This is a genomic window from Achromobacter xylosoxidans (genome assembly GCF_014490035.1).
Classification (GTDB): Bacteria; Pseudomonadota; Gammaproteobacteria; order Burkholderiales; family Burkholderiaceae_B; genus Achromobacter; species Achromobacter bronchisepticus_A.
In genome coordinates this window covers 1,043,964-1,060,473 of record NZ_CP061008.1, presented here as the reverse complement: position 1 = coordinate 1,060,473, position 16,510 = coordinate 1,043,964, and the positions used below count along the sequence as shown (strand labels likewise).

Below are 16,510 nucleotides of genomic sequence, written 5' to 3'. Positions count from 1 at the left end.
CCTACATCACCGCGCCCAGTTGCCAGGGCACGAACTCGTTCTGGCCGTAGCCATGTTCCTCGCTGCGCGTGCGCCGGCCCGAGGCCGTTTCCAGCATCAGACGGAATATGCGCTCACCCATCCCGGCCACGCTTTGCGCGCCGTCAACCACTTCGCCGCAATTGATGTCGATATCGTCGGACTGCCGCTGCCACAGCGCCGTGTTGGTCGACAGCTTCAAGGACGGCGCGGGCGCACAGCCATAGGCCGAGCCGCGGCCGGTGGTGAAGCAGATCAGGTTGGCCCCGCCCGCAACCTGGCCGGTGGCGGACACCGGGTCGTAGCCCGGCGTATCCATGAACACCAGCCCGCGCGCGCGCACGGTTTCGGCGTATTCATACACGTCGGCCAGGCGGGTCGTGCCGCTCTTGGCGATGGCGCCCAGGGACTTTTCCAGGATGGTGGTCAGCCCGCCGGCCTTGTTGCCGGCCGAGGGGTTGTTGTCCATTTCCGCGTCGTTGCGGGCGCAGTACTCCTCCCACCAGCGCAGCCTGGCGAGCAGCTTGGCCGCGACTTCGGGCGTGGCGGCGCGCCGGGTCAGCAGGTGCTCGCCGCCGTAGATCTCCGGCGTCTCCGACAGGATGGCGCTGCCGCCATGGCGTACCAGCAGGTCCACCGCGGCGCCCAGCGCCGGGTTGGCGCTGATGCCCGAATAGCCGTCGGACCCGCCGCATTGCAGGCCCACGGTCAGCAGGCTTGCAGGCACGGGCTGGCGCTGGACGCGGTCGGCCTGCGCCAGCATGGCGCGCACCAGTTCGATGCCATGCTCCACGGTCTTGCGCGTGCCGCCGGTCTCCTGGATGTTGAAGGTATGCAGCAAGCCGCTCTCGCGCAGTCCTTCCTGCTCCATCAGGCCGCCGATCTGGTTGGTTTCGCAACCCAGGCCCAGCACCAGCAGGCCCGCGAAATTGGGATGCCTGGCGTAGCCGCCCAGCGTGCGGCGCAAAAGGCGCAGAGGCTCGCCCTCGCTGCCCGTGGCGCAGCCGGCGCCATGCGTCAGCGCCACCACCCCGTCCACGTTGGGATAGGCGGCCAGCGCTTCCGGATGGATGTCGCGGCGGAAATGGTCGGCAATGGCGCGCGCGGCGGTAGCCGAACAGTTCACGCTGGTGAGGATGCCGATGTAGTTGCGCGTGGCAACGCGACCGTCGGCGCGCACGATGCCGTCGAACTGCGCGGGCGCGTCGACGTAGTCGGTGGCGCGCGCGTCGGCGCCCACGGCGTAATCGCGCTCGAAGTCGGAGAACTCCAGGTTATGCGTATGGACATGCGCGCCAGGCGCGATGTCGCAGCGCGCCACGCCGATGATCTGGTTGTAGCGCCGCACCGGCTCGCCTGCGGCGATGGCGCAGGTCGCCACCTTGTGCCCTGGCGGCACCAGGCCGCGCACGACGACGTCTTCGCCGGCCAGGCGCGTGCCGCCGGCCAGCTGGCGCCTGGCGATCACCACATTGTCCGCCGGGTGGATGCGTATGACCGCGGTATCGGTTTCAGACATGAATGCCTCCTGGCGTTCTCGCGCCGCTAACCGTCTATCAGCGCAGGGTCCCAGGCGTGGACGCGCTGCCGCTGCTCGCCCAGGCCGGCAATGCCCAGTCGCATCTCGTCGCCGGCCTTCAAGTACACGGGCGCCGGTTTCTGGCCCATGCCCACGCCCGGCGGCGTGCCGGTGCTGATCAAGTCGCCCGGGTACAGGGTCATGAAGCGGCTGACGTAGGACACCAGCTGCGCCACGCCGAACACCATGGTGCGCGTGCTGCCGTTCTGATAGCGTTTGCCGTTGACGTCCAGCCACATGTCCAGCGCCTGCGGGTCGGCGATCTCGTCGGCGGTGACCAGCCACGGGCCGACCGGGCCGAAGGTGTCGCAGCCCTTGCCCTTGTCCCAGGTGCCGCCGCGCTCGATCTGGTATTCACGTTCGGACACGTCGTTCACCACGCAATAGCCGGCCACGTGGTTCATGGCCTCTGCCTCGCTGACGTAGCGGGCCCGCTCGCCGATCACCACGCCCAGTTCCACTTCCCAGTCGGTCTTGACGGACTCTTGCGGCAGCACCACCGGATCGTTGCAGCCGACCACGGCCGAGGTCGGTTTCATGAACACCACGGGCTCGGCCGGCACTGGCAGGCCCGACTCCGCTGCGTGGTCGGCGTAGTTCAGGCCGATGCAGATGAACTTGCCCATGCCGCTCCAGGGCGGCGCCAGGCGGCCCGGGCGATCCACCAGCGGCAGGCTGGCCGGGTCCAGCGCGCGCAGCGGCGCAAGGCCCGCGCGCGTGAGCGTGGCGGCGCCTATGTCCGGCAGGACCGCCGACAGGTCCCGCACCTGCCCGCGGGCGTCCAGCATTCCGGGCTTCTCCGCGCCTTTCGCACCATAGCGCAACAGTTTCATCGCATGTTCCTCATGTGTAGTGAATGTTCAGTTGGACCAGCCGCCGTCGATGACCTGGGCCGTGCCGGTGGTGAAGGCGGACTCGTCGCTGGCAAGGTACACCGCCAGCAGGGCGATTTCCTCCGCGCTGCCGATGCGGCCCATGGGTTGGCGGGCGACGAAAGCGGCCTCCACCGCGGCCAGCGTCTGCCCGCCGGCGCTGGCCTGCGCTTCGATGCGCTGGCGCAGCGAAGGCGATTCCACCGTGCCCGGGCAGATGGCGTTGCAGCGTATGCCCTGCCCGACGTAATCCGCCGCCACGGACTTGGTCAGCCCGATCACCGCCGCCTTGGTGGCGCCATAGACGCAGCGGTTGGGCGCACCCTTGATGCTGGACGCCACCGAGGCCATGTTGACGATGGAGCCGCCGCCACGCGCCAGCATGCCGGGCAGGCAGGCGCGGATCATGCGGTACATGGATTTCACGTTCAGTTCGAACGAGAAGTCCCAGGCTTTTTCGTCGCAGTCCAGGATGGTCCCGGCATGCACGAAACCGGCGCCGTTGAACAGCACGTCCACCGGTCCGGCCTCGGCGGCCAGCGCGCCGATGGCGGCGGCGTCGGTCACGTCCAGCGTGCGGCGCCGGCATCCCGCCAGCGTCTCCAGCGCGCCGCCGTTGATGTCCAGCGCCAGCACGTCGGCGCCTTCGCGGACGTAGGCGTCGGCCACGGCGCGGCCGATGCCTTGCCCTGCGGCGGTGACGATGGCGGTCTTGCCTTGCAGCCTTCCAGTCATGACGTCTTCCTTTTTACTTGGCCATGCCCATGACGCCGGGCAGCCAGAGCGTGATCTGAGGGATATAGGTAATGGCGATCAGCGCCACGAACAGCGGCACCAGCCACGGCAGGATCGCAACCGTGGTCCGTTCCACCGACAGCTTGGACACGCGCGCCAGCACGAACAGCACCATGCCCATGGGCGGATGCAGCAGGCCGATCATCAGGTTCAGCGTCATGATCAGGCCGAAATGGATCGGATCGATGCCCAGCTTGAGCACGATGGGCAACAGGATCGGCACCAGGATGGTGATGGCGGCAATGGTGTCGATGAAGCAGCCCACGATCAGGATCAGGACGTTGGCCATCAGCAGGAACACCCACTTGTTCTGCGTCACGCTGAGAATGCCGTCGGTCAGCGCCTGGGCCGCCTGGGTGGTGGTCAGCAGCCACGCGAACACCGAGGCGGCGGTGACGATGAACAGCACCGAGGCCGTGGTCTCGATGGTGTCGAAAGTCGCTTTGGCCAGGGTCCGCAAGGTCATGGAGCGATAGCGCACCAAACCCAGGAACAGCGCCCAGATCACCGCAGCCACGGCGGCCTCGGTGGGCGTGAACCAGCCCAGCGTCATGCCGCCGATCAGGATGACGGGGGCCATCAGCGCCATCACCGCCGAGAAGTTGTAGCGCCAGTCCAGCGCCAGCAGCACGGCAAAGGCGATGCCTGCGGCCAGGTTGGCCGACATGCCCGCCTCGGTCATCAGCCAGATCGCCAGCGGGAAGGCCAGCACGATGCCGACTTCCAGCCCGGCGGCGCCCAGCCGCTTCCAGTCGAAGGACACGTCGCCGCCCCAGTTGTTGCGGCGCGCGTAATAGGCCACGGTCAGCATCATCAGCACGGTCAGGACCGCGCCGGGAATCAGGCCGGCCAGGAACAGCGAGCCGATCGACACGTTGGCCATCATGCCGTAGATGACGAAGGGCAGCGACGGCGGGATGATGGGGCCCAGCGTGGCCGAGGCAGCCGTCACGCCCACCGCGAACTCGGTCTCGTAGCCATGGTCCTTCATGGCCTTGATTTCGATGGTGCCCAGGCCCGCGGCGTCGGCGATGGCGGTGCCCGACATGCCGGCGAACACCACCGAACCGATGATGTTCACCTGCCCCAGGCCGCCGCGCATCCAGCCCACCAGCGCCACGGCGAAGTTGTAGATGCGGCCGGTAATGCCGGCGATGTTCATCAGGTTGCCGGCCAGGATGAAGAACGGCACGGCCAGCAGAGGAAAGGACTCCACCCCCGCGATCATGCGCTGCGCCACCACCACGTCGGGCACGCTGCCCGAAATCAGCACGAACAGCAGCGATGCGCCCGCCATGGCCACCGCCACCGGCAGGCCGAAGATCATCAACAGCAGAAAGGTTCCGATCAGTATGCCCATGTCTCGCTTCCGGTTGTCGTTGTCGGATTCCGGGGCTGCCCCGGCTAGTCCTGCGACTCGTAGGCCGCGGGGTTTTCCAGGATGGAGTAGCCCTGGCGCCAGTTGCAGACCGACACCTGCACCGAGCGCAGGAACATCAGGACGAATCCCGCCAGCGCCATCCAGTAGACATAGGCCTTGTTCCAGAACAGCGTGGTCATGGGCTCGTCGCCCACCAGTACGATGTAGCGGTAGGTGAGCCACACGGCATAGCCGAAGAACGCCGTGCGCAGCAGGTCGATGATGGTGGCCAGCGCGCGGCCGACGGGGCGCGGCAGGTAGCGGTACAGGAAGTCCACCTGGATGTGGCGGCAGGCGCGCACGCACATGGACGAGCCGATGAACACCACGCCGATCAGGCAATAGACGGCCAGTTCCTCGGTCCAGGCGTAGGAGTCGTTAAGCACATAGCGCGAAAAGAACTGCAGGAAGACCAGCAGCGCCATGACCCAGAATATGCCCAGGCAGATCCAGTCCTCGGGCTGGTAGCCCGCCAGGCTGACCTCGTGGCGGTCGGCTTCCTCGAAACTCTGGACGATCTCCTGCGCCGTGGCGGGCGGCTGGTGCCCCGCGGGATGGACAGGGTTGCTGCTGGCGGCCGCCATCACGGCGGCCTTGGCATCGGAATGCATGGCGTTCCCCTTGTGCGGAATCGGACGGGTCGATGCGGGGCCGCCCGGGCGGCCCCGGGCGCGCTTACTTCACGGCCTGGATCCGTTCCCAATCCGATTTTTCGTAGCCGTACTGCTTGAACGGCACTTTCTCCAGCACGGTGTCGCGGAAGTCCTGGACGTTCACCTCCGCCACGTTCAGGCCGCGCTTGCGGAACACCTCGACCATCTTCTTCTCGCTTTCGGCGACCTCGGCGGAAGCCTTCTCGGCCGCCTGCTGCGCCACTTCGGCGAAGATCTTCTTGTCCTCGTCGGACAGGCTCTTCCACAGCTTGCCCGAGATCACCGTGTTCAGGTGATCGACGATATGGCCCGTGAGGATGATGTTCTTCTGCACTTCGTAGAACTTCTTGGCCTCGATGGTGGTGAGCGGGTTCTCCTGCGCCTCCACGGTGCCGTTCTGCAAAGCCAGGTAGACCTCGGCGAAGGCGATCGGCGCGGTATTGGCGCCGCAGGCGCGCGGCATGGCCAGATAGGCGGCCACGTCAGGCACGCGGATCTTCAGGCCTTTCATTTCGGAACACTTGGTGAAGGGCCGGTTGGATGTGGTCTGGCGCGTGCCGTAGTAGGTGGTGGCGACGATGTGGTTGCCGCTTTTCTCGTCGTAGCCGCGCGTGAGTTCCTTGTAGATATCGCTCTTGGTGTAGGCGATCAGGTGCTCGGGATTGCGGAAGATGTAGGGATAGTAGGTGACGCCGATGCGGGGAAAGCTCTTGGCCGCGAAGCTGGAGCCCGAGATGATCATGTCCACCGTGCCCAGGGTCAGGCCCTGGTTGATGTCGTTTTCCTTGCCCAGCTGCGAGGCCGGGTATACGTCGATCTGGTAGCGGCCGTTGGTGCGCTTGCCGATTTCCTGCGCCGCCCAGACGGAGGCGGTATGGAAGGGTTCGGATGTTTCGTACACGTGGGCCCACTTGAGCTTGGTCTGCGCCATTGCGCTGCCGCTGGCGGCGAGCGCCAGGGCGGCGACCAGCGCCTTGACGGCGTTGCCTAGGTTCATGTCGTCTCCTCGTTGTTTTTTGAATGCCCGACGTGGCGGCCCATGGTGAGCCGCCAGCGGGTCACGCTTCAACTACAAGTTGCACCTTGGTACTGCGACTGCGATCCGCCGCCAGCTCGAAGGCCTCGACCGCCTGCGACAACGGCAACTGCGCGCTCATCAGGGGCCGCACTTCCACCTTGCGCGTACGCAGATAGGAGACGGCCCAATCGAACTCCACGCCCGCGCGGAACGCGCCGACGTAGTCGAGCTCCCGCGCCATGATGTTGTTGGCCGGAAACGCGATGCCCTCGGCGGGCAGCGTTCCCACTTGCACAATGCGGCCGCCGCGCCGCGTCGCCGTCAGGCAGGTCGCCAGCGCCGCAGGGCTGCCGGCGGCCTCGATGCTGATGTCGGCGATATCGGCCAGGTCGGCGGGCGCGAGCTGGTCGCTGCGTACGGCCTCGTCGGCGCCGACCTGACGGGCCATGTCCAGCGGCCGGTCGGCCACGTCCGCCACGGTCACGTGGGCGGCGCCCGCCAGCCTGGCGGCGAGCACGGTCATGCAGCCTATGGTGCCGCCGCCCGTGACCAGCACGCGCTTGCCCATCATCGGACCGGCCCGGTTGACGCCATGCAGTCCGATGGACAGCGGCTCGGCACAGGCGATCTCGCCCAGCGTGACGTCCGCTTCCGGCACCGGCGTGAGTTGGCGTTCGCCCATCACGAAGCGCTCGCGGAACATGCCTTGCACGTGCGGATAGATGCTGGCGCTGCCGAGAAAGCGCATGTTGCGGCACAGATTGTCGCGGCCGGCACGGCAGTAATCGCAGCCGCCGCAAGGGTGGGAAGGATTGATGGCGACCTTCATGCCCGGCGCCACTGACCGCACGGCATCGCCCGTGCGCAGCACCACGCCGGAAGCCTCATGGCCGGGAATCAAGGGTTCGCGAATGACGAAGGCGCCCACGCGGCCATGCAGGAAATAGTGCAGGTCGGATCCGCAGATGCCCGCGGCGCCCAGCCTCAGCTCCACTTCGTGCGGCGCCAAGGGCGCGACTTCGTCCGGTTCCAGGCGCAAATCGCGCGCCCCGTGGATGCGACAGGCCAGCGTCATGACGACTTGCTCCTTGGCATTGCGGACGGCCGTAAGGCGCTCATGGTTCCGCCTGCTCCCGGCTGTCCAACGGCAGGCCGGACGCGTCCGCGCCGGGCCAGCTTGCGGTAAGGCGGTCATGCGAGCAGGCCAGATGGTGGTGCATGGCGGCGCGCGCGCCGCGGTCGTCGCCGGCGCGGATGGCGTCGATCACCTTGCGATGTTCGGCGATGGCGGCCTCCCAGCTGGAAGGATTCTCGAAGTAGTCGCCCAGTTTCACGGACAGCGGATTGTGGCGCTCGTCGAACAGTTCGCTCACCACGCGCACCAGCACGGCGTTGTTCGCCATTTCGGCGACACGCAGATGGAACAGCCGGTCTCCGCGGATCGGCACATTGCCGGCCAGCGCCTCGTCTTCCATGGTGCCGACGGCTTCGGCCAACCCGTCCACCAGCGCGGGCGTATTGCGCAACGCGGCCTGTGCGGCCAGCTCGCCTTCGATCACCTGGCGGGCGCGTATGGTTTCCAGCGGGCTTTCGGCGGTCAGGCTGGCGCGCGGCCCGCCCGCCAGGCTTTGCACATAGACGCCCGAACCCATGCGGACTTCCACCCAGCCTTCGACCTCCAGCGCGATCAGCGCCTCGCGCACCGAAGGGCGCGATACGCCGAGCTTGAGCGCGAGATCGCGCTCGGGCGGCAAGCGCGCGCCGGCCGGAAACTCACCCGACTCGATCAGCAGGCGAAGCTGGTCGGCGATCTGGCGATACAGGCGGCGGGGTTCGATGGTCTGGATGGGCATGGACTGCGGGTGTACCGGTGGACAAGTCAGGCCAAAAGGTAAAGTGGCCTTACCAATTGACCAAATCTTGCGCCGGTCCCGGATGCGTCACAATTAGGGTTTGCCCAAAGATGCGCGCGATGGCTTCGCGGGCAATGCATATCTGTTAAAAAGCCGCCACACCCAGCCCATTTTCCGTACCCATGTCACAGAATCCGCATCATTCGCCCTACAAGAGCACCGGCGGCCTGCGCCGCATCCTGAATGCGCTGCGCTACTCCCTGCAGGGCCTGCAGGCGGCCATCAAGTACGAGGCGGCTTTCCGCCAGGAGCTGGCGCTGGCCGTCCTGATGATCCCGGCCGCGTTCTTCCTCGGCCGCACCACGGTTGAAGTGTTTTTCCTGGTGGGCACGGTGATCATGGTGCTGGCGGCGGAGCTGCTGAACTCCGCCATCGAGGCGCTGGCCGACGCGCTTTCCGTCGAATCGCACCCGCTCCTGGGGCGGGCCAAGGACCTGGGCAGCGCCGCCGTGATGCTGCTGCTGATCTTCGCCGGCACGGTCTGGGTCGGCGTGGCCATCAGCCGATTCGTCATGCATTGACACGGCTAGTCATCTCCTGGGAGATGCGCCGCTATTTATACTGGAAGCCATGATGCCTAGATCGACGCCCGACTCCTCTGAGCGCATTGTCATCGTCGGCGGCGGCGCCGGCGGCCTGGAATTGGCAGCCAAGCTGGGCCGCGTGCATGGCCGGCAGCACATCACGCTGGTCGACAGCCGCCCCTTCCATATCTGGAAGCCTTCGCTGCACGAAGCGGCCGCCGGCACGCTGGACATCCACCAGGAAGGCCTGTCCTATCTGATGCTGGCCCACATGAACGGGTTTTCGTTCGCGCAGGGCCGCCTCGAACACATAGACCGCGAGCAGCGCCGGATCACGGTGGACGCCGTGAACGACGCGCAAGGCCAGGAAGTCCTGCCGCGCCGCGAACTGGCCTACGACACGCTGGTGCTGGCCCTGGGCAGCACGTCCAATTTCTTCAATACCCCTGGCGCGGCGGAACACGCGGTCACGCTGGACTCCACCGAGAACGCGGAGCAGTTCCGCCTGACCATGCTCAAGGCCATGGCCCTGGTGGACCAGGCCAAGGTGCGCAATCCTTCGGCCCGGCTGGATCTGGTGATCGTGGGCGGCGGCGCCACGGGCGTCGAGCTGGCGGTGGAGCTGGTCGAGGCCAGCCACGTGGTCAGCGCCTACGGCCTGCCGAATTTCCGCGCCGAACGCGATCTGGCCATCACCCTGGTGGAAGGCGCCCCGCGCATCCTGTCGGCCCTGCCCGAGAAAATCTCGGTCGCGGCCACCAACCGCCTGACGGAACTGGGCATCCGGGTGGAAGCGTCCTGCCGGGTCTCGGAAGTCACCGCCGACAGCGTCAAGACGGCCGACGGCCGCGAATTCCCGGCCCAGCTATGCATGTGGGCGGCGGGCATCCAGGGCCCGGCCCTGTTGGCCGACCTGGACCTGCCGCTGAACAAGGTGGGCCAACTGGAAGTCAATGAACGGCTGGAAACCGCCGATCCGCACATCCTGGCGCTGGGCGACTGCTGCGCCGCGCCGTGGCGCGACGGCCGCAGCGTGCCGGCCCGCGCCCAGGCCGCGCATCAGCAGGCCGACTACCTGGCCAAGAAGCTCACCGCGCGCCTGCGCCATACGCCCGAGCCCACCGCGCCCTACGTCTACGAGGACCACGGTTCGCTGGTGTCGCTGGGCCAGGACGCCGGCGTCGGCAGCCTGATGGGCAAGCTCGCCGGACGAGGACTGTTCGTAAGCGGTACACTGGCACGCCTGATGTACATGAGCCTGCACCTGATGCACCACAAAGCGGTGCTCGGCATCTCGCGTACCGCCTCCCTTGCCCTGGCCCGCCTGCTCATGCGGCGCACGCGCCCGCGGGTCAAACTGCACTGAACTCCCATGAATTTCCTGCAAAAACTCGAACACGCCTGGACCACCAGCAACTCGCTCCTGCAAGTCGGGCTGGATCCCGATCCGCAGCGCTTCCCCCGCGAACTGCAGGACAAGCCGGACGCCATCTTCCAGTTCTGCCGCGACATCGTGGACGCCACCGCGCCCTATGCCTGCAGCTTCAAGCCGCAGATCGCCTACTTCGCCGCGCACCGCGCCGAAGACCAGCTGGAAGCGCTGTGCCAGCACATCCGCGAAAAGCATCCCGACCTGCCCATCGTGCTGGACGCCAAGCGCGGCGACATCGGCTCCACCGCCGAAAACTACGCCCGCGAAGCCTACGAGCGCTACCAGGCGCACGCGCTGACGGTCAGCCCCTACATGGGCCTGGACTCGGTCGAGCCCTATCTGGCGTGGCGCGACCGCGGCGTGATCGTGCTGTGCCGCACCTCCAACCCCGGCGGTTCGGACCTGCAATTCCTGAAGATGGACAATGGCGAGCCGCTGTACCTGCACGTCGCGGGCCTGGTCGCCGACAAATGGAATGCCAACGGCCAGTGCGGCCTGGTGGTGGGCGCGACCTTCCCGAATGAGCTGGCCGCGGTGCGCGCACGCATCGGCGACGCGGTGCCCCTGCTGGTGCCGGGCATCGGCGCCCAGGGCGGCGACATCACCGCCACCGTGAACGCGGGCGCCAACGCGGCCCGCAGCGGCATGATGATCAACTCGTCCCGCGCCATCATCTACGCCAGCGGCGGCGACGACTGGCGCGAGGCCGCCGGCACGGCGGCCAAGGGCCTGCGCGACGCGATCAACGCGGTGCGCTGATCCGGCACGGGGGCCTCGCGCCCCCAACCGCGCAAGCCCAGTCCTTCAGCGCCGGTTGACCGGCGCTCCCAACAATTCCAGCAGCCCGCGCAGCGCGTAGTCCACCGCCGCCTGGCGCACTTGCGCGCGGTCGCCCGGGAACACGTGTGTGACGGCGCGGCTGCTGATGCCTTCGCCCGAACGCTGCGCAAAGCCAAAGCACACCATGCCCACCGGCTTGCCCGGCGTCGCGCCGCCCGGCCCGGCAATGCCGGTCGTGGACACCGCAACATGCGCGGCGGGGGACGCCAGCAGCACGCCGTTGGCCATCTCCAGCGCCACCGGTTCGCTGACGGCGCCAAAGTGATGCAAGGCATCGGGCGACACGTCCAGTTCAGCAACCTTGGCTTCGTTGCTGTAGGTCACGAAGCCGCGCTCGAACCAGTCGCTGGAACCGGCCACCGCCGTCATCGCCCCGGCCAACAGGCCGCCGGTGCAGGATTCCGCCGTGCCCAGCATCCAGCCCTTGCGCCGCAGCGTTTCGCCCAGCCGTTCGGCCAGCGCCAGCGAGGTGGCTTGCGCCAACTGTTCGGCCGACAGATTGGGCCGGGTGCTTTCTTGTTGTCCGTTCATCCCAAGACTCCTGTGCGCACGACCAGCGCCATGATCAGCAGGGCATATCCGGCCGCCACGATATCGTCCCACATCACGCCGAAACCGCCCTTGATGTGGGCGTCGAAGAACTTGATGGGAGGCGGCTTGACGATGTCGAACGTGCGGAACAGCACGAACGCCAGCGCCTGCGGCAACCAGCCCGCGGGCGTCAGCCAGAGCACCAGCCAGAACGCCACCATCTCGTCCCAGACCATTCCGACATGATCCGACTGCTGGAGTTCACGGCCGACGCGATGGCAAGCCCAGCAGCCGTATAAAAATGCCAGCGCCAGGAATGCGCCGATCGCCCAGTCCGACGCGGCGGGTGCCGCGGCGACCCAGATTGCCCAAGCCAGCAGCGTGCCCCAGGTGCCGGAGGCCGGCCGGATCAGGCCGCTGCCGAAGCCGAACGCGATGAGCCGGCCCGGATCGCGGCAGACCCAGGACAAGGGCGGGTAGGCAGTCCGGGCGCGGTCGCGCATGGAGGTAGGACGGTTGTCGGTGGACGGCATGGGTATGCGGGTTGGGACGCGGCGGATCAGGCCGCGGGAAAATGATCGAAACCGGCCGGCAGGTCGTTCAGGGGCTGGCCCTGGCCGTCCAGCACGGACAAGCCCGGCTGCGCCTGGATCTGCCCCACGCGCGTCACGCGCGCGCCGGCCGCAGCCGCCGCCGCAAGCACGGCCTCGCGCCGGGAGGCGGGCGCGGTAAAGCATAGCTGGTAGACGTCGCCGCCACCCAGCACCGCGCGGCGCAGCGGCGCTTCTTGCAGGCCAGTCAGGGCGGGTGACACGGGCATCGCGGCGTAATGTAGCGTGGCGCCCACGCGGCTGGCAGCCAGGATATGGCCCAGGTCCTGCAGCAGTCCGTCGGAAATGTCGATGGCGGCATGGGCGATGCCACGCAAGGCCAGACCCAGCGCTACCTGAGGCTCAGGCCATTCCAGCGCGCCGCGCGTCGCCGCGAGCAGCGCCGCATCGGCAGGGTACTGGCCGTCCAGCAGGCGGTAGGCCACGTCGGCCGCCCCCAGCTCGCCGGATACCCAGATGTCGTCGCCAGCCTGGGCGCCATCCCGGCGCAATGCCCGCCCGGCAGGCACGCCGCCGAACACGGTGACGCTGATGGCAAGGTCATGCGCGCTACGCGTCGTGTCGCCGCCGATCAGGGGGCAGCCATGGGCGGCGGCCAGCGCGTGGAAGCCTTCGGCAAACGCCGCCAGCCAGGGCTCGTCCAGCCGCGGCAAGGCCAGGCCCAGCACGCAACCGATGGGGCGCGCGCCCATGGCGGCCAGGTCGGACAGGTTCACCGCCAGGGCCTTGTGCCCCAGCGACTTCGGATCCACATCGGGAAAGAAATGGCGGCCTTCCAGCAGCAGGTCCGTGCTGGTGGCCACCTGTTCGCCGGGAGGGACCGGGAACAGGGCGCAATCATCGCCCACGCCCAGCAGGCCGGCAGGAGCCGCGCGGGTGAAATAGCGCGCGATCAAATCAAATTCGGACGCCAAGGCAACTCCGCAGTCCGGCACGGCAGGCCGGCATTGAAACCCACGGGGGCTTGCCGCCCCCACAAATCATGCGGCGCGCCCCGCAACTCGGAAGAAACCCCAACCCACTCCTCGCGCGGCAAGACCTCGCGGCAAGAAACAGGTGCCCCCCCAATCCGGGCCGCGCGGATCCGGCTCCGCCGGTCCGCAGCGGCGCCCCCCTGGGGGGGAAGCGCGCAGCGCTTCGGGGGGGAGGGAGATTACCTCTTATTGACTTCGTGGGCGCGCACGTCGGCCGCCAGCTTGTCGAGCACGCCGTTGACGAACTTAAAACCGTCGGTGCCGCCGAACGATTTGGCCAGTTCGACAGCTTCATTGATGGCGACCTTGTACGGCACTTCGACATGATGGATCAGTTCGAAGCTGCCGATCAGCAGGATGCCATGCTCGACAGGCGACAGTTCGGCCAACGGACGGTCGACGTAGGGCGTGAAACGCTGGCGCAGCGCGGGCGCTTCGCGCAGCACGCCATGCAGCAAGGTCTTGAACCACTGCGCGTCGGCCTCGGAAAAATCCTCGGTGTCGCGCAGATGGGCGTCGATCTCGCCGGCGTCCTGCGTACCCTCGCCGCCGCGCAGCAGCCACGCGTACACGCCCTGCAGGGCGAATTCGCGTGCACGGCGGCGCGCGCTGCGCGCGTTGGCGCGGGCCTGCGCCGCGCTATCAGCGCTGGTCGTCGTCTTCTTCGTCGTCAAAATCTTCGTCCTCGTCTTCGTCGTCTTCGTCTTCTTCCTCGGGCTCCAGGGCCGCCACCAGGTTGGCCATTTCAACGGCCACCTGGGCGCAATCGCGGCCCTTGCCGGCCGCGCGCGCCTGCGCCTGCTCGTCGGTATCGACGGTCAGCACGCCGTTGGCGACGGGGATGCCGGTTTCCAGGGAAATACGGGTGATTGCCGTGGCCATTTCATTGCTGACCACTTCAAAGTGATAGGTCTCGCCGCGGATGACCGCGCCCAGCGCGATCAGGGCGTCGAATTCAAACGTTTCGGCCATGTGGGACAGGGCCACGCCCAGTTCCAGGGCGCCCGGAACGGTGGCGACCATGACGTCGCGCTCGTCCACGCCCAGTTCGGCCAGTTCCTTCAGGCACGCTTCGAGTTCGGCCTGGCCGATTTCCTCGTTGAAGCGGGCGCGTACGATGCCGATGTGCAGCCCTTCGCCGTTCAGGTCGGGGGTAAGGATGTAAGGGTTCATAGGTCGGCCTTCAGTGTGTTGCGGGAGTATTCGGAGGGTCGCAATCGTAACCCGTAATGGTGAGCGAGAAGCCCGCCATGCTGGGCATCTTGCGCGGGCGGGCCAGCAGCTTCATCTGGCCCACGTGCAGGTCACGCAGAATCTGGGCGCCAATCCCGTAGGTACGCAGGCCGTAGCGGTCGGCATTGCCGGGGTTGGCCTGGGCCTTCGGGTCGTTCCAGCCAGCGATCTGACCAAACAGGTGTTCCGTGGACGACTGGCAGTTCATCAGCACCAGCACCCCGGCGGGTGCGGCCGCGATGGCCTGCAAGGCCTGCGCCACGCCCCAACTGTGCGGGCTGGCGCCAGTGTCCAGCACGTCCAGCACGGAGGCCGGCTCGTGCACGCGCACCAGCGTCTCGGCGTCGGGAGTCACGTTACCATGCACCAGCGCCAAATGGGCGGAGCCGGTGGCGGCGTCTTCATAGGCCACGGCCTCGAATTCGCCCCAGGCGGTCTGCATGGTGCGCTTGCCCACCCGCTTGACGATGGATTCGTGTTCGCTGCGGTACTGGATCAGGTCGGCGATGGTGCCGATCTTCAGGCCGTGTTCGCGGGCGAACTGCACCAGGTCCGGCAGGCGGGCCATGGTGCCGTCGGGCTTGAGGATTTCGCAGATCACGGCGGCGGGCGTCAGGCCGGCCATGGCGGTCAGGTCGCAGCCCGCCTCGGTGTGGCCGGCGCGCACCAGCACGCCGCCGGGCACGGCGCGCACCGGGAAGATGTGGCCGGGCTGGACCAGGTCAGCCGGCTTGGCATCGCGCGCCACCGCCACCTGGATGGTGCGGGCGCGGTCGGCGGCCGAAATGCCGGTCTCGACGCCTTCGGCGGCCTCGATCGACTGGGTGAAGTTGGTGCCGTAGCGCGTCCCGTTGCGGGCCGCCATCAGGGGCAGATCGAGCTGGCGGCAGCGCTCTTCGGTCAAGGTCAGGCAGACCAGGCCGCGGCCGTGCGTCACCATGAAGTTGATCGCTTCGGGCGTGACGAATTCGGCGGCCATGACCAGGTCGCCCTCGTTTTCACGGTCTTCCTCGTCAACCAGGATGACGATGCGGCCGGCGCGCAGCTCGGCGATGATCTCGGCAACCGTAGCGATGCCGAAGGATTCCGGCTCGGAGCCGGGCAAAGGGGACAACTGGACGGACATGGCGGGCACGTAAACCAGGCGGGAAAGCCCGGATTTTACCGCTCCTGGAGGCGGAACCCCTATCCGGCCCTGCCAGCCCCGCCAGCCGGGGGTGTCCGGTAAACTTTCGCCCGGAGACCACCCCTTAAAAACCGAGCCAAGGAAACCCCACATGCAAGCCCTTGCGGCCATGCCTTTGACCGTCGCGGCGGCCGTCCGCGTCGTGCTGACCGACATCGACGACACGCTGACCACCGAAGGCCGCCTGCCGGCGGACGCCTATGCGGCGCTGGAACGCCTGGAACAGGCCGGCATCCAGGTCGTGCCCATCACCGGCCGCCCGGCCGGCTGGTGCGATCACATCGCCCGCATGTGGCCGGTGCGCGCCGTGGTCGGCGAAAACGGCGCCTTCTATTACGCCTACGACCGCCAGGCCCGCCGCATGACCACCCACTACTGGACCGACGCCGCCTCGCGCCAGGCCAGCCGCAGGAAGCTGGACGCCATCCGCGACCGCGTCCTGGCCGAAGTGCCCGGCGCCGCCGTGGCCAGCGACCAGGACTACCGCGTGGCCGACCTGGCCATCGATTTCTGCGAGGACGTGCCCGCCCTGCCCGATTCCGCCATCAGCCGGATCGTCCAGATCTTCGAGGAAGCCGGCGCCCAGGCCAAGGTCAGCTCCATCCACGTCAACGGCTGGTTCGGCGACTACGACAAGCTCACCATGACGCGCACCATGTTCCAGCGCGAGTTCGGCGCGGACGTGGCCGGCGCCCTGGACAGCACCCTGTTCATTGGCGACTCGCCCAACGACGAGCCCATGTTCGCCTACTTTCCGATTTCGGTCGGCGTGGCCAACATCCAGGCCCAGCTGCACCGCCTGACCCACCGCCCCGCCTTCGTCGCCGCCCACCATGGCGGCGCGGGCTTCGTCGAAATGGCCGACCGGCTGCTCGCCGCGCGGTCCACCCAAGCACAGCCGGCCTGAGGTC

Annotated in this window: 18 protein-coding genes; 4 read left to right on the top strand and 14 right to left on the bottom strand. The window is 67.6% G+C overall.

The genetic code is table 11. The features are described 5' to 3' along the window. Position 1: 1 nt before the first annotated feature. From IAG39_RS04835 to IAG39_RS04800, 8 genes are all read right to left on the bottom strand, one after another. On the bottom strand, positions 2-1,537 hold the full coding sequence (locus IAG39_RS04835) for a UxaA family hydrolase (protein ID WP_118931348.1): 1,536 nt from the start codon (positions 1,535-1,537) through the stop codon (positions 2-4). 26 nt (positions 1,538-1,563) lie between these two features. After that, positions 1,564-2,430 (bottom strand): fumarylacetoacetate hydrolase family protein, encoded by an 867-nt coding sequence (locus IAG39_RS04830; protein WP_118931349.1) that lies wholly within the window; start codon positions 2,428-2,430, stop codon positions 1,564-1,566. A gap of 27 nt (positions 2,431-2,457) precedes the next feature. Then, the gene (locus tag IAG39_RS04825) at positions 2,458-3,204 is read right to left on the bottom strand and encodes an SDR family oxidoreductase (protein WP_118931350.1); all 747 of its coding nucleotides are present in this window, start codon (positions 3,202-3,204) and stop codon (positions 2,458-2,460) included. A gap of 13 nt (positions 3,205-3,217) precedes the next feature. Continuing rightward, complete coding sequence (locus tag IAG39_RS04820) at positions 3,218-4,624, bottom strand: TRAP transporter large permease (protein WP_118931351.1); 1,407 nt, start codon at positions 4,622-4,624, stop codon at positions 3,218-3,220. A 44-nt stretch (positions 4,625-4,668) separates the two neighbouring features. Next, entirely contained in the window at positions 4,669-5,295 is a 627-nt protein-coding gene (locus IAG39_RS04815; protein ID WP_205736580.1) for a TRAP transporter small permease, read from the bottom strand. A 64-nt stretch (positions 5,296-5,359) separates the two neighbouring features. Next, positions 5,360-6,334 (bottom strand): sialic acid TRAP transporter substrate-binding protein SiaP, encoded by a 975-nt coding sequence (locus IAG39_RS04810; RefSeq protein ID WP_059371372.1) that lies wholly within the window; start codon positions 6,332-6,334, stop codon positions 5,360-5,362. Between the two features lie 61 nt (positions 6,335-6,395). Then, the gene (locus IAG39_RS04805) at positions 6,396-7,430 is read right to left on the bottom strand and encodes an L-idonate 5-dehydrogenase (protein WP_118931352.1); all 1,035 of its coding nucleotides are present in this window, start codon (positions 7,428-7,430) and stop codon (positions 6,396-6,398) included. Positions 7,431-7,470: 40 nt separating this feature from the next. Continuing rightward, positions 7,471-8,208: a FadR/GntR family transcriptional regulator gene (locus IAG39_RS04800; RefSeq protein ID WP_059371370.1), complete on the bottom strand. Its 738-nt coding sequence runs from the start codon at positions 8,206-8,208 to the stop codon at positions 7,471-7,473. 182 nt (positions 8,209-8,390) lie between these two features. On the opposite strand from IAG39_RS04800, the gene IAG39_RS04795 reads away from it, so the two are divergent. From IAG39_RS04795 to pyrF, 3 genes are read left to right on the top strand one after another with little or no spacing between them, the layout of a single operon-like run. Continuing rightward, entirely contained in the window at positions 8,391-8,789 is a 399-nt protein-coding gene (locus IAG39_RS04795) for a diacylglycerol kinase (RefSeq protein ID WP_054451923.1), read from the top strand. A gap of 49 nt (positions 8,790-8,838) precedes the next feature. Beyond that, positions 8,839-10,158: an NAD(P)/FAD-dependent oxidoreductase gene (locus IAG39_RS04790; protein WP_118931353.1), complete on the top strand. Its 1,320-nt coding sequence runs from the start codon at positions 8,839-8,841 to the stop codon at positions 10,156-10,158. 6 nt (positions 10,159-10,164) lie between these two features. Further along, entirely contained in the window at positions 10,165-10,983 is an 819-nt protein-coding gene (gene pyrF / locus IAG39_RS04785) for an orotidine-5'-phosphate decarboxylase (protein ID WP_054451925.1), read from the top strand. Between the two features lie 45 nt (positions 10,984-11,028). Here the strand turns inward: pyrF and IAG39_RS04780 are convergent, their stop codons facing one another. The 6 genes from IAG39_RS04780 to ribBA all read right to left on the bottom strand — a co-directional run bounded on the left by IAG39_RS04780 (position 11,029) and on the right by ribBA (position 15,539). Continuing rightward, positions 11,029-11,595, bottom strand: coding sequence for a CinA family protein (locus tag IAG39_RS04780; RefSeq protein ID WP_059371368.1), 567 nt, complete (start codon positions 11,593-11,595; stop codon positions 11,029-11,031). Beyond that, positions 11,592-12,098 (bottom strand): phosphatidylglycerophosphatase A, encoded by a 507-nt coding sequence (locus IAG39_RS04775; protein WP_059371493.1) that lies wholly within the window; start codon positions 12,096-12,098, stop codon positions 11,592-11,594. Before IAG39_RS04775 ends, IAG39_RS04780 begins: the two co-directional genes overlap by 4 nt. A 56-nt stretch (positions 12,099-12,154) precedes the next feature. Then, a complete protein-coding gene (gene thiL, locus IAG39_RS04770; RefSeq protein WP_118931354.1) occupies positions 12,155-13,120 on the bottom strand; it encodes a thiamine-phosphate kinase in 966 nt (321 codons plus the stop codon). 239 nt (positions 13,121-13,359) lie between these two features. Further along, positions 13,360-13,854 carry a transcription antitermination factor NusB gene (gene nusB, locus IAG39_RS04765; protein ID WP_059371366.1) on the bottom strand — a complete coding sequence of 165 codons (495 nt, stop codon included), beginning with the start codon at positions 13,852-13,854 and terminating at the stop codon, positions 13,360-13,362. Beyond that, positions 13,823-14,353: a 6,7-dimethyl-8-ribityllumazine synthase gene (gene ribH / locus IAG39_RS04760; protein WP_006391339.1), complete on the bottom strand. Its 531-nt coding sequence runs from the start codon at positions 14,351-14,353 to the stop codon at positions 13,823-13,825. The genes nusB and ribH overlap by 32 nt, the downstream gene beginning before the upstream one ends. 10 nt (positions 14,354-14,363) lie before the next feature. Next, on the bottom strand, positions 14,364-15,539 hold the full coding sequence (gene ribBA / locus IAG39_RS04755) for a bifunctional 3,4-dihydroxy-2-butanone-4-phosphate synthase/GTP cyclohydrolase II (RefSeq protein ID WP_118931430.1): 1,176 nt from the start codon (positions 15,537-15,539) through the stop codon (positions 14,364-14,366). Positions 15,540-15,690: 151 nt separating this feature from the next. On the opposite strand from ribBA, the gene IAG39_RS04750 reads away from it, so the two are divergent. Continuing rightward, complete coding sequence (locus IAG39_RS04750) at positions 15,691-16,506, top strand: HAD-IIB family hydrolase (RefSeq protein WP_059371365.1); 816 nt, start codon at positions 15,691-15,693, stop codon at positions 16,504-16,506. Positions 16,507-16,510: the final 4 nt, after the last annotated feature.